The following is a 13185-nucleotide window of genomic DNA, read 5'->3' on the forward strand; positions in this document are numbered from 1 at the left end:
CCTGCCTGCCGTGGTGTTCGTGGTGGTGTTCTGACGATATGACCGATTCCCCTGCATACGACGTCATCGTGGTCGGCTTCGGTGCCGCCGGCGCCGCCGCCGCGATCGAAGCCGCCGACCGCGGCGCCCGAGTCCTCGTCCTCGACCGTGGGTACGGCGGCGGTGCGACCGCGCTGTCCGGCGGGATCATCTACGCCGGCGGCGGTACCCAGGAGCAGCGCGACGGCGGCTACACCGACACTGTCGAGAACCTCCGCGCCTACCTCAAGCGGGAAGTCGGTGACGCGGTCGGCGACGAGACGCTGGACCGGTTCTGCGCGCAGAGTCCCCACCTGATCGAGTGGCTTAAGGATCAGGGCGTCGAGTTCCGCGGCGGCACAGTGTCGTCGTACAAGACCTCCTACCCCACCGACGATTTCTACCTGTACTACTCGGGTAACGAGAAGGCCCACCCCTACGTCGAGCACGCGGCGCCGGCCCCGCGCGGGCACCGCGTCCTGGCACGCGGCATGAAATCCGGCAAGGTGCTCTTCGAACGGCTCAGCGCGTCGGCGAAGGCCAAGGGCGTCACCGTGGTTCCGCTGGCGCGGGTGCACGAGTTGATCAAAGACGACGGCCGGGTCGTCGGCGTCCGGTACCGGGTGCTGGACCGGGCCCACCCGCACGCCACACGGCACGCGGCGCTGACGAGGGCGACCGCGAAGCTGGGCACCTGGATGCCACAGATGGTCAAGCCTGTCGTCGGCGAAACCGAACGGCTCTGGGCCGCAGGCGCTGTGGACTCCGAAGCCCACGCACCGTCGGTGATCCTGGCCGCGGGCGGGTTCATCTACAACCGCGACTGGGTGGCCTCACACGCACCGCAGTTCGAGAAGATCTCCCCGCTGGGCACCGCCGGCGACGACGGCGCCGGGATCGCGCTGGGCCTGGCGGCAGGCGGGAAGACCGACAAGATGGGCAACGTCGCGGCATGGCGCTTCCTGGCGCCGCCGAGCGCATTCCTGGAAGGCCTGACCGTCGGCGCCGACGGACGCCGGATCGCCAACGAGGACCTCTACGGCGCCACCCACAGCAATGTGCTGATGCGCCAGTTCGGCGGCACCGGGTGGGCGATCTACGATGCGGCGACCTGGCGGAAGATCAAGAGCCAGATCGTCACGCAGACACAGCTTTTCCAGCGTCTCCAGTTGATCTACCTGTTCACCACCGGACACCGGCGAAGCGCCACCCTGGATGGGCTGGCCCGCACCAACGGCATCGACCCGGCCGGGCTGCGGCGCACCGTCGACGAGTACAACGACGGTCTGGCGCGTGGCACGGGCGACCCTGCCCACAAGGACCGCGACCTGTGCGCGCCGATGCGGACCGGGCCGTTCTACTCGATCGACATCTCGGCCGCGTCGTCGATGTTCTACCCGGTCCCCGGACTCACCCTGGGTGGGCTCGTCGTCGACGAAGCCACCGGCGAGGTCGTCCACCGCGACGGCGGCACCATCGCGGGTCTTTACGCCGCCGGTCGCACCGCGGTCGGGATCTGTTCGAACAGCTATGTCAGCGGATTGTCGTTGTCCGACTGCATCTTCAGTGGCCGGCGGGCCGGCGCCCACGCGGCCGGCGACCGGTAGTCAGGTCCGCGCGGGCGCGCTGTCCACGATCGGCACCTCACCGTTGAGCACGGCGTCGGTGACCGAGTCCCGCAGGGCCGAGCACGCGAGGAACAGACCCTGCGCACCGTGCCCGGCCAACTGCTGCGCGTCGTGGCGCTCCTCGCAGCGCGCCGTCGCCGCGGCGTTCCACTGCACGCTCGTCTGATCCCAGGTGCTCTTTCGCACCAGCACCGCGGCGGCGCAGCGGTGGCACGTCACCGGAACCATCGGCGCGTCGGCGAGCCTGTTGTCCGGGCGCACCGCCATCAGGACGTCCCGGTGGCCAGTTTCGGCACGCGACCGGCGGCGATGTTCTCCTCCACCTCGCGCATCCACGACTCCCGCGGCCTCGTGGTGTCGATCTCGAATTCGAACCGGTCGGTCATATCCGGTGTCACGTCCTCGACGTCGACGTAGAACTGCTCGTACCACCGGCGCAGCTGATACACCGGACCGTCTTCCTCGACCAGCAGCGGGTTGTCGATCCTGGCCTTGTTGCGCCAGATCTGCACATCCTGCTCGAAACCCATCTTGACGAAGTCGCCGAGCGCGATCGCCGACTGCATGGCGACGTCCTCGGGTAGGTCGGCCGACTTCTGCACGATGATTCCGTACTGCAGCACAAAGGAATTCTTGTCGATCGGGTAATGGCAGTTGATCAGTACGGTGCGGGTGTCGCCGTGCTCGTAGTGGTAGGTCAGGTCGTCGATCATGAAGGACGGCCCGTGATACGAGGCCAGCGACGAGGTTCCGAGCAGCGTGACGCCGCCCTCGACCGAGCCGAGATCGGGCCGGCCGCCGCTGGTCATGAACTGGGTGGCGACGTGCCCCTCGAAGATGTTCTTGAACTGGGTCGGCAGTGACCCGTGGATGTAGAAGAAGTGCGCCATGTCGACGACGTTGTCGATGATCTCGCGGCAGTTGGTGTTCACAACGGTGCTGTACCAGTGCCAGTCGGTCCAGTCGTCACTGGCCGCACCCTCGATGCGCGGGATGGTGACGTCGTCCGGCGGCGGTTTGCGCTGCGGGTCGTTCCAGACGAACAGCATCCCGTCCTGCTGCAGGGTCGGCCAGGTCTGGGTGCGCGCGAGCCGCGGGACGCGACGCGCGTACGGGACGTTCTTACATCGGCCGTCGCCGCCCCAGCGCCAGTCGTGGAACGGGCAGGCGATCTCGTTGCCTTTGACCTCACCCTGGGACAGATCGCCACCCATGTGCCGGCAGTAGCTGTCGAGGACGTTGATCGCGCCGTCCTCGGAGCTGAACACCACGAGCTTCTGCCCGAACGCGTTGATCTGGTGTGGCTTACCGTCCGCGAAATCCCGGATCAGGCCCAGGCAGTGCCATCCGCGGGCGAATCGGGTCGGTGCGGCTTCGGCCTCGATCAGACGGACCTCGTCGACAGGGGGCTGCACAGTCATAACCCCGATTAGAGCCCCGCACGCCGCGCCTGCACCCCCGCTGTTCCACTCATCAGGAGGCCGATTACCGCCGCACTGTGGCGCGTTCTAGCGTCGACGCCGTGACCGCTGTTTCTGCGACAATCCCCGCCGGCCTTCCCGTCTCGGACACCACCGTCGACCTGCTGGTGGTCGGGTCCGGCACCGGCATGGCCGCCGCGCTCGCGGCCCACGAGGCCGGCCTGTCGGTGCTGATCGTCGAGAAGTCCGAATACGTCGGCGGTTCGACGGCCCGCTCCGGTGGGGCGCTGTGGCTGCCCGCCAGCCAGGTGCTCGACGCCGCCGGCGCCAACGACAGCGCCGAACGCGCCCAGACCTACCTGGACTCGGTGGTCGACGGCACCGCACCCACCGCGCGGTCGGCGGGATTCGTCAAGAACCTGACCGCGACCGTCGACATGCTGCGCCGCACCACGCCGATGAAGCTGTTCTGGGCTCGCGAGTACTCCGACTACCACCCCGAACACCCCGGCGGCAGCGCCGCGGGCCGCACCTGCGAGTGCCGTCCGCTCAACACCTCGATCCTCGGGGAGTACCTCCCCCGGCTGCGGCCGGGCGTGATGGAGGTGACGATCCCGATGCCGACCACCGGTGCGGACTACCGGTGGCTGAACCTGATGACCCGCGTGCCGCGTAAGGGACTGCCCACCATCGCCAAGCGGCTAGGCCAAGGTGTCGGCGGGTTGCTGTTGGGCCGGCGCTACGCCGCGGGCGGCCAGGCGCTGGCCGCGGGCCTGTTCGCCGGTGTGCTGCGTGCCGGAATCCCGGTGTGGACGCAGACCGCGCTGGAAGAACTCACCGGCGAGGACGACCGGGTCACCGGCGCCGTGGTCTCGCACGGTGGCAGGCAGATCACCGTCACCGCACGGCGCGGCGTGGTGCTCGCCGCCGGCGGATTCGACCACAACATGGACATGCGCCGGAAGTTCCAGTCCGAGTCCCTGGACACCGGGGTCAGCCTCGGCGCCGACACCAACACCGGTGACGGCATCCGCATCGCGCAGGACCGCGGCGCGGCAATCGGTTTGATGGACCAGTCGTGGTGGTTCCCGGCCGTGGCCCCGCTGCCGGGTAAGGCGCCCGCGGTGATGCTCGCCGAGCGCTCGCTGCCCGGCTCGCTGATCGTCGACCAGAACGGTGCCAGGTTCGCCAACGAGTCGGCCGACTACATGTCGTTCGGTCAGCGGATCCTGGAGTTGGAGCGCACCGGGCACCCGGTCGAGTCGATGTGGATCGTGTTCGACCAGAAGTACCGCAACAGCTATGTCTTCGCCGCAGAACTGTTCCCGCGGATGCCGATTCCGCAGAGCTGGTACGACGCGGGGATCGCCTGCCGCGCCGACGATCTGGGCACTTTGGCCGACCGCATGGGGGTGCCTCGCGACACCTTCACCGCGACGATGCGACGGTTCAACGAATCGGCAAGCGCGGGAATCGATTCGGACTTCCACCGCGGCGAGAGTGCGTACAACCGCTACTACGGCGATCCGACCGTGACTCCGAATCCGAACCTGCGCCCGCTGATCGACGGGCCGTTCTACGCGGTGAAGATGGTGCTCAGCGACCTCGGAACCTGCGGCGGCCTGCGCGCCGACGAGCGCGCCCGGGTGCTGCGCGAGGACGGCGCGGCGATCGAGGGCCTGTACGCGATCGGCAACTGTGCCGCCAACGCGTTCGGCGCGACGTACCCGGGCGCGGGCGCGACGATCGCGCAGGGGCTGGTGTACGGCTACGTCGCGGCGATGGACGCCGCCGGGCGTCCCGGTTAGTTCCGCGGGGCCCTTGCGCCGAGACTGGTGCCACGGTCGCGATCAAGGCATTGACCACGACCGTCAGCCCAGTCTCGGCGGCACTTCGGCCCATGAACCCTAGGCGTCGGGCTCGGCTTCGGCCTGCTTCTCGACTTCGTACCAGTACTCCGGTTTCGGCCATGCGACGGCGGCCTGACCGTCGGCACCGCGCGGGAACTCGGCCTCGGCGTCGTCGAGTTCCTTGATCATCTTCAGCGCCAGCTCGCGTTCGTTGGCGTAGTAACGCTCCGCCCAGCGCAGCGCGATCCGGGCATACGCCCACGTCGGGTCCGCGCCCGCGAGCCTCGCGTCCTTGGCCGCCTCACGCTCCATCTCGTCGGCGTAGGCGATGTGCTCCTGCAGCAGCTCCTTCAGCCGCGCGGGGGTGGACAGGTGCCCGAACGTCATCCGCAGCAACGGTCCGTGCTTCAGCGACGGCGGATCGAAGGACTCCTCGTTGGCCCAGCGAGTGACCTCCGCGAGCCCGGATGCGGTGATCTTGTACAGCCGTCTGCTGCGGGCGCCGCCGGTGTTCTCGACCCGGGAGGTCACCAGGCCCAGGTGCTCAAGTTTCTTGAGCTCGCTGTAGATCTGGCTGTAGGCGGGGCTTCCGTAATAGAACCGCATGGTCCAGCCGATCCACTTGCGGACGTCGTAGCCGGACAGCTCCTGCTCGTAGGACAGCAGGCCGAGAAGCGCATAACTGGTCGCAGCCAGGCCCGGCTTGCGCCCAGAATCGCTGTCGGTCACTGTCCAAGGTTAACAATGCGCAGGCCGGTGCACCGTGGCACCGACCGGTGGCCGGGACGGCGCCTTGTGCGCGGCCGGGCGGGGTCGGACGCTGAAGCGGACGCTGCGACCCACCTGGGAGACCCATGACCACCACTTCGGAACTGCTCCTGCCCGATCCCGCGACCATGCGCGCGGTGTTGGGACACTTCTGCACCGGGGTCGCGGTGATCACCGGCCATGACGGCACCCGGCCGCTGGGGTTCGCCTGCCAGTCGGTCACCTCGGTCTCGCTGGAGCCGCCGTATGTGTCGTTCTGCCCGGCGGCGACGTCGACCTCCTGGCCTCTGATCCGCAGCACCGGGCGGTTGGCGATCAACGTGCTGGCCGACGATCAGCGCGACGTCTGCATCCGGTTCGCCACCCGCGGCGGGGACAAGTTCGGAGACCTCGCATGGACTCCGGGACGCAACGGCTCCCCCGTTCTCGACGGGACGGTCGCCACCATCGAGGCCGAACTCGAATACGAGCACGGCGCCGGCGATCACACCATCGTGGTGGCCCACGTGACCGGACTGCGCGCGGACCGGGATGCCAAGCCGCTGCTGTTCTTTCAAGGCGGATACGGCGGATTCGACGCGGCGGACCGGTGAGCCACGATCCCGCCGCCGAGCTGGCCGAATCGGTGCGTCACCTCATCGACGCGACCATCCGCACCCTGGCCGACGAGCAGACGATCACCGCCGCGCGCCATGAGATCGACGCCATCACAACACGACTGACGGCGGATGCGATCCCGGGATCGTACGGCGTGCAGCACCGCGACGGCATGTCGCCGGCGGCGGGAAACGTGGTGATCGGCGCGCGGAACGCGATCGCGGTCCCGCTGACCGTCGAGCACCGCGAGGACGGCGGTGTGTTCACCGACTTCACGCTGGGCGCCGGATATGAGGGACCGGCCGGACACGTCCACGGTGGCATCTGCTCGCTGATTCTCGACCATGTTCTCGGTGCGGCCGTGCATCAGCCCGGCAGGCCGGCGGTGACGGGCACGTTGACGGTGCGGTACCGCCGCCCCACCCCGCTGGGCCGTCCACTTCACGCCGAGGCGAAGATCCGTGACAGCCAGGGCAGTAAGACCTTCGTCGAGGGGTCGATCTCCCACGGCGGCGACGTGACCGTCGAAGCCGACGGGATCTTCCTCTTCCCGAAGCGTTAGCCGCACCGGCATTTCCCGAACCCGTGACACAACGGAACGGACACGGTAAGCACTTAGCGTGGCTGCGGGGACGTATGTGGGTCGGGTCGGCGGGTTGGCGCTGGCCCTGGGTATCGGAGCGGGAATCCTGGCAGGTGCCGGCGCGGCGTTCGCCGACGACGGCGCGGGGTCCGGTCCGGGAACCGGTCCACAATCGTCGGCGTCGGACACCTCCGCGGCGAAACCGTCGAAGACCACCGAGGACGGCGATCGGGGCACCGGCGCCGACACGGAAACGGACACCGAGGTCGCCGACCGCGACCAGGACGACACCGGGGACGAGGCCGGCGAGGCTGAATCCGAGACCTCGCAGCGGCGGTCCGCGAAGCCGACCAGGATCTCGACGAGGATCTCCGACGACGCCGCGGCCGAGGCGGACCACGACACCGCCACCGAGAGCGACACCGACACCGAGGCGGCACCCTCGGACAGCGACGACAGCCCCGCTGTTCCCGGGGCGGTCGCGCTGTCCGCGGTGGCCACCGCGCGGGATAAGACCGACGACACCGTCGCCGCCGAGTACGAGATCCCTACCGACGTCGTGGTCACCGAGGTCACGGCGCCGCTGGAGTGGATGCAGTACGTCCCGGTGCTCGGGCGGTTCGTGGTGACCCCGATCGTGAACGTGATCCACGCGATCCCGTTCGTGTCCGAGATCCTGCACCCGCTGGTCGGATGGCCGGTTGACCACGACGCACCGCCGGGGGCGCCGCGGCCGCGCACCGTGCGGGTGAGGTCCTTCGATGGAGCCGAGATCTACGTGCACTTCATGCCCGCCACCGGGTTGCGGGACGGCGAGTCGGCCCCGACGGTGCTCAACGGTCCCGGCGTCGGGTTCCCCGGCTCGACGACACTCGGGCTCGACGTCGATCCGTTCCTGCCCGGCGACATCGTCGGGATCGGCATGTTGCGCAAGGCCGGCTACAACGTGGTCAGCTGGGATCCGCGCGGCGAATGGCGTTCGGGCGGGCGAATGCAACTGCAATCACCGGATTTCGAGGGCCGCGACGTCTCGCACATCATCAGCTGGCTGACGACGCTGGACGCGGTGGCCAAGGTCGACGGTGATCCGAAGATCGGCATGGTGGGCCTGTCCTACGGCGGCGGTATCCAGTTCTCGTCGGCGATCGTCGACCACCGTATCGACGCGATCGTGCCGACGATCGCGTGGAACAGCCTGGTGGACGCGATCTTCCCGCGCCAGGCGGTCAGCAGCGTGTGGGGGACGTTCCTCAGCGCGCTGCTCGTGATCACCGACGCGCGCCCGAACGAGCGGATCCTGCCCGCGGTGGTCGGCGCGGTGCTGACCGGTAAGGCCTCCCAGTCCGACATCGACCTGTTCAACAGCCGTATGTTCGCCGATCGGCTCGCCAAGATCACCGCACCGACGCTGCTGGTCCAGGGCACGGTCGACACACTGGTCCCGTTGTCGCACGCCGATCTGAACGCCCGCGCGCTGATCGAGGCGGGCACCACCACCAAGGTGGTGTGGTTCTGCGGCGGTCACGGCACCTGCCTGAGCAGTGTCAACGACGGGAAGGTGGTGTGGCGCGAAACGATGGAGTGGCTGGACCGCTACGTCAAGGGAGACGAATCCGTCGATCCCGGACCGCAATTCGAGTGGGTGGATCAGCACGGCGAGTGGCACTCCTCGCCGACCTATCCGGTCACCGCGGGCGAGTCGATCAGCGCAGAGCTGACGGGAACCGGCCAGGCGCTGGCGTTCGTGCCGTTCCTCGGTGGATCCGGACCGAACCCGCTGATCCTGACCCGCGGCCTCGTCCGCACCTTCGTCGGCATCCCGTCGGGGGCCAAGGCGTTCAACGCGGTAAACCTGCGCGTTCCGGATGCGACAGAGCTGACCCGTCTGGTCGGCGCCCCGGAGCTGACGCTGACCTACTCCGGTACGGGCAACGCGAAGCATGTGTACGCCCAGATCGTCGACGACGAGACCGGCCTGGTTCTGGGCAATCAGGTCACACCGATTCCCGTGGTACTGGACGGACAGTCACGCACCGTGACATTCACGATGGAGCAGATCGGCCATACCCTCAAGCCCGGGGAGTCGGTGACGGTGCAGCTGGTCACCTCCGCGTTCAGCTTCCTGAACTTCTACTCCTACGGGGGGATCAAGGTCGAGGGCATGTCGGTGAAGCTTCCGACACTTGCTGCCGCCCAGGTGATCACCACCGCCGCGTGACTCGTAGTGAAGGAGAACCGATGACCGACAACCGTGCCGAGGGCCTCAAAGTCTTCAAGGAGCTCCTTCCCGGGCTCGTCCCGGACGACGCGACCACGCTGCGCGACGACGGTTTCGCCGGCGAGATAGGCGAACTCGGCCTCGAGCATGTCTTCGGCGCGTTGTGGACCCGGCCGGGGCTGGATCGGCGCTCCCGCAGCCTCGTCACACTCGGTGCGCTGATCGCGCTGCGCGCGGACAACGAACTGAAGTTCCACTTCCCCATCGCGCTGCAGAACGGCCTGACCATCGAAGAGCTCGAGGAGGTGCTCTACCACCTCACCGGATACGTCGGGTATCCGGCGGTCAGCAGCGCACGAGCCGTCGGCCGCGAAGTGCTCCCGCCGCGCCGGCATCTGACGTGAGAGCCGGCCTACGGGCGCGCGAGTACGGAATCGCGTAACGCGGCGACGGACTGTGGACGGGCCAGGTGATACCCCTGCCCGTAGTGGATTCCGAGGTCGCGTAACAGCTGCATCTGCACATCGGTCTCGATGCCTTCGGCGACGGTCGCCGCGTCGATGTCGCCGGCGAAGTGCGACAGCGCCGCCGCCAACGCGCGCCTGGCCGGATCATTCTCGATGCCGATGGTCAGCTCGCGGTCGAGTTTGATGATGTCGGGCCGCAACCGCAGGATCGTGGTCAGCCCGGCGAACCCACTTCCGGCGTCGTCGATGGCCAATTTGATCCCGTGTCTGCGGACCGGCTCCAGGCTCACGCTGAGCAACTCGGGCGCGGGCTCGTGCTCGGTGAGTTCGACGACGAGCTTCTGCGGATAGGCCAGCATCACCTGCTGCACCTCGGCGTCGGCCAATGCCAGCGGGCTGAGGTTCACCGTGACCGAGTACCGGTCCGGGATCGCCAGCGCGGCGTCCAGCAGACCACGCAGTGCCTTCAACTCCATGTCGACTCCACGATTGACCTTGTGCGCCATCATCATCCACACATCGGGGGTCCGCACGGGTTCGCTGGCGAACCGGCTCAGGCCTTCGAAAGCCACGACCCGGCCGCTGGCGAGGTCGACGATCGGCTGGAACACCGGATCGATGCGCCCGTCCCGCAGAACCTCGTCGATGACCCGCTCCAGTTCGTCACGTTCGGAAAGCTCGGGAAGCACCACCGACGCGAGGAAATCGGCGGCCGCGCGGTTGTAGCTCGGCGCGGCCGTGGAGTGCAGCAGATTGTTCAGCAACGTGGCGAGCTGGGCGTTCGAGTTGATCAGCACTCCGAGGAACTCGGTGATCGACAAGATGGGTTCGACGTGGGCCAGATCGAACGCGTCGGGCATCGGAGCGACGACGGACAACGTGCCGATGGCCGCGCCGGCATTCATCAAAGGGATGGACAGACAACTGCGGACCCCGAGCCGCTCGCTGATCGCGCGCACCTGCGGGGTCAACCGGGGGTCGGTGGCGGTGTCGCCGATGATCTCGGACTTGCCCGACTCCAGGGGGTAGATCTGGAAGGTGTCCGCGACCGGCACCACCCGGCCCTGGATCGCACCCGTGTCGCCATGCGTGGCAAGGACTTCGAGGAACCCGCCTGACGTCCTCAGCGCGACCGAGGCGCCGGATGCGTTCGGGATCCGCGCGCACACCTGCTCGACGATCCGCTGCAGTAACGACTGCGGGTCTATGGAGGCGATGAGTTCGCGGACGAGGTCCCGCATGCGCTGGGACTCAGTCGCCGGCGCGTATCAGTGCGACATCGGACACCATGCGGATGTGGTCGGCCATCGCCTGGGCCGCACCGACGGAGTCCTGCCGGCGTACCGCCTCGGCGATGCGCTTGTGCCCTTCCAGCGATGCCCGCGGGCGGTCCTGTTGGGACAGCGATTCGATGCGCGTTTCCCTCACCAGACCGGAGATCTCGTGCATCAGCTTGGCCAGCAGCGACGAGTGCGCGGCCGCGGTGATCGCCTCGTGGAACATCTCGTCCCCGACCACCCCGCGGTCGCCGGCGTCGACCTCTTCCTCCATCTTCGCGATCGCCGCGTCGATGGCGGCCATTTCGGTGTCGCTGCGCCGCGCCGCAGCCAGGCCGGCCAGCTTGACCTCCAGTGCTTCGCGCGCCTCGATGATGTCCGGGATGCGGTCGGCGTGTTCGCGCAGCGCCTTGATCGCGCGCTTCTCGGTCGGCCTCCGGATCAGGATCGCGCCGTCGCCGTGGCGCACCGACAGCACCCCCTGGACCTCGAGCGCGACCAGCGCCTGACTCAGCGACGCCCGACTGACCCCGAGTTTCGCGGCGAGCTCACGCTCTGCGGGCAGCCGGTCGCCCGGATCCATCGCGTTGTCGGCGATGTACGCACACAGCTGCTCGACGATGACCTCGTAAAGGCGAGGCCGGGTCACCGGACGCAGTTGCTCAACCACTCACTCACCTACTCTCTGAGCCATTTTTGGTCAGCCTACCGCCGACCCCTGCGTAGGCCAGATCACACTCGCTGTTGACAGTGAGCCATCCCACTGGTGTACTGGCTAGGCCAGTAGTCCACTGGTGAGGACTCACGGATATCCGGAGACAGCCATGCCGCTTGAGCTCATACCAATCCTCGCCCTGATCGCGATGTTCATCTGCGCGACACTGCTGCCCATCAACATGGGCACCCTGGGCTTTGTCGCCGCCTTCCTGGTCGGCACCCTCGCCGTCGGGATGAGCACCGACGACATCATCGCCGGATTCCCCAGCGACCTGTTCCTGACCTTGGTCGGCGTCACGTACCTCTTCGCGATCGCGCAGAACAATGGCACGGTCGACCTGATGGTCCGCGGCGCCCTCCAGCTGGTCCGCGGACGGGTGGCGTTCATCCCGTGGGTGATGTTCGGCATCACCGCGGTACTGACCGCCCTGGGCGCACTCGGCCCGGCCGCGGTCGCGATCATCGCGCCCATCGCGCTGACCTTCGCCAAGCGATACAAGATCAACGCCCTGCTGATGGGCATGATGGTGATCCACGGCGCGCAGGCCGGCGGCTTCTCCCCGATCAGCATCTACGGCGTCACCGTCAACAACATCGCCGCCAAGGCGGGCCTGGTGAACAGTCCGTTGACCCTGTTCCTGGGCAGCCTGTTCTTCAACGCCGGGATCGGCATCCTGCTGTTCGCCTTCCTCGGCGGCCGCAAGCTGCTGGGGCGAACCACCCGAGACCACGTCGACGACGAGGGCGAGGACGGAGCCGACGGCGGCACCGGGCCCACTCCGCACGGCGCACACGGGCCGGGCGGAGCCCCGGTGTTCTCCGGCCACGGCACCGGCGCCTCGGCGGCCACCCTGGTGGCCCCGCCGAACACCGCACTGAGCCCGTTGCCCCGTCGCGCGGTGTCGTTCGACCAGGTCCTGACCCTCGTCGGACTTGCGGCGCTGGCACTGTTCTCCCTGATCCTCGACCTCGACATCGGCTTCGTGTCGATGACAGTGGCCGCGGTGCTGGCGCTGGCCTCCCCGAAGGCCCAGAAAGGTGCGGTCTCCCAAATCAGTTGGTCCACCGTCCTTCTCATCGGCGGGGTGCTCACATTCGTCGGGGTGCTACAGGAAGCGGGCAGCGTCGAGTGGGTCGGAAACGGGGTCGCCAGCATCGGCATGCCCCTGCTGGTCGCGCTGCTGCTGTGCTATCTCGGCGCGATCGTGTCGGCGTTCGCATCCTCGGTGGCCATCCTCGGTGCGACGATCCCGCTCGCGGTGCCGCTGCTGCTGGCCGGCGAAATCGGCCCGGTCGGTGTAATCGTCGCGCTCGCAATCGCTTCCACGATCGTCGACGTCAGCCCGTTCTCGACCAACGGGGCGCTGGTGCTGGCCAACGCCCAGGGGGTGGATCGCGACACGTTCTACAAACAGATCCTCAAGTACAGCGCGCTCGTCGTCGCCATCGGACCGCTGATCGCCTGGGCCGTGCTGGTGGCGCCCGGCTGGCTCTGACCACACTCGCACCTGTGGCACGCGCGGTCTGAGATCGCGCGTGCCACAGGCATTTTCACTCAAGTGCGCAGTGGCGTAGGTCACGCCTGAGAGATCGGTGTGAACCGTTGACATCCCCTCGGCCGTGCTGTTTTCCTAAATTGGC

At 67.9% G+C, this 13185-nt stretch carries 12 protein-coding genes; 7 read left to right on the top strand and 5 right to left on the bottom strand.

All coding sequences use genetic code 11. The features are described from left to right. The first annotated feature begins 38 nt into the window (after positions 1–38). On the top strand, positions 39–1625 hold the full coding sequence (locus tag NTM_RS27365; RefSeq protein WP_163769184.1) for an FAD-binding protein: 1587 nt from the start codon (positions 39–41) through the stop codon (positions 1623–1625). Here NTM_RS27365 and NTM_RS27370 read toward each other — a convergent pair whose 3' ends face one another. Both NTM_RS27370 and NTM_RS27375 read right to left on the bottom strand, forming a co-directional pair. After that, complete coding sequence (locus NTM_RS27370) at positions 1626–1913, bottom strand: ferredoxin (protein ID WP_104865796.1); 288 nt, start codon at positions 1911–1913, stop codon at positions 1626–1628. Next, positions 1913–3067, bottom strand: coding sequence for a 3-ketosteroid-9-alpha-monooxygenase, oxygenase component (locus NTM_RS27375; RefSeq protein WP_170312001.1), 1155 nt, complete (start codon positions 3065–3067; stop codon positions 1913–1915). The genes NTM_RS27370 and NTM_RS27375 overlap by 1 nt, the downstream gene beginning before the upstream one ends. A gap of 101 nt (positions 3068–3168) precedes the next feature. On the opposite strand from NTM_RS27375, the gene NTM_RS27380 reads away from it, so the two are divergent. After that, complete coding sequence (locus tag NTM_RS27380) at positions 3169–4875, top strand: 3-ketosteroid-delta-1-dehydrogenase (protein WP_104865795.1); 1707 nt, start codon at positions 3169–3171, stop codon at positions 4873–4875. Positions 4876–4974: 99 nt separating this feature from the next. Here NTM_RS27380 and NTM_RS27385 read toward each other — a convergent pair whose 3' ends face one another. Next, positions 4975–5646: a PadR family transcriptional regulator gene (locus tag NTM_RS27385; RefSeq protein ID WP_104865794.1), complete on the bottom strand. Its 672-nt coding sequence runs from the start codon at positions 5644–5646 to the stop codon at positions 4975–4977. 125 nt (positions 5647–5771) lie between these two features. Between NTM_RS27385 and NTM_RS27390 the strand changes: the two genes are divergently transcribed. The 4 genes from NTM_RS27390 to NTM_RS27405 are packed head-to-tail and all read left to right on the top strand — an operon-like array spanning position 5772 to position 9487. Further along, positions 5772–6278, top strand: a complete 507-nt coding sequence (locus NTM_RS27390; protein WP_104865793.1) for a flavin reductase family protein — start codon at positions 5772–5774, stop codon at positions 6276–6278. Then, the gene (locus NTM_RS27395; protein WP_104865792.1) at positions 6275–6844 is read left to right on the top strand and encodes a PaaI family thioesterase; all 570 of its coding nucleotides are present in this window, start codon (positions 6275–6277) and stop codon (positions 6842–6844) included. The genes NTM_RS27390 and NTM_RS27395 overlap by 4 nt, the downstream gene beginning before the upstream one ends. A gap of 58 nt (positions 6845–6902) precedes the next feature. Continuing rightward, positions 6903–9083: a S15 peptidase family protein gene (locus tag NTM_RS27400; RefSeq protein ID WP_232079861.1), complete on the top strand. Its 2181-nt coding sequence runs from the start codon at positions 6903–6905 to the stop codon at positions 9081–9083. 20 nt (positions 9084–9103) lie between these two features. After that, positions 9104–9487 carry a carboxymuconolactone decarboxylase family protein gene (locus tag NTM_RS27405; RefSeq protein WP_104865790.1) on the top strand — a complete coding sequence of 128 codons (384 nt, stop codon included), beginning with the start codon at positions 9104–9106 and terminating at the stop codon, positions 9485–9487. Between the two features lie 8 nt (positions 9488–9495). On the opposite strand, the gene NTM_RS27410 is transcribed toward NTM_RS27405, so the two are convergent. Together NTM_RS27410 and NTM_RS27415 are read right to left on the bottom strand one after the other, a co-directional pair. Continuing rightward, on the bottom strand, positions 9496–10791 hold the full coding sequence (locus NTM_RS27410; protein WP_163769185.1) for an EAL domain-containing protein: 1296 nt from the start codon (positions 10789–10791) through the stop codon (positions 9496–9498). 10 nt (positions 10792–10801) lie between these two features. Beyond that, on the bottom strand, positions 10802–11497 hold the full coding sequence (locus NTM_RS27415; RefSeq protein ID WP_163769186.1) for a FadR/GntR family transcriptional regulator: 696 nt from the start codon (positions 11495–11497) through the stop codon (positions 10802–10804). Between the two features lie 154 nt (positions 11498–11651). Between NTM_RS27415 and NTM_RS27420 the strand changes: the two genes are divergently transcribed. Continuing rightward, on the top strand, positions 11652–13040 hold the full coding sequence (locus tag NTM_RS27420) for an SLC13 family permease (protein ID WP_104865788.1): 1389 nt from the start codon (positions 11652–11654) through the stop codon (positions 13038–13040). Positions 13041–13185 lie beyond the last annotated feature (145 nt).

Origin of the sequence: Mycolicibacterium parafortuitum (assembly GCF_010725485.1) — a bacterium.
Lineage (GTDB): Bacteria > Actinomycetota > Actinomycetes > Mycobacteriales > Mycobacteriaceae > Mycobacterium.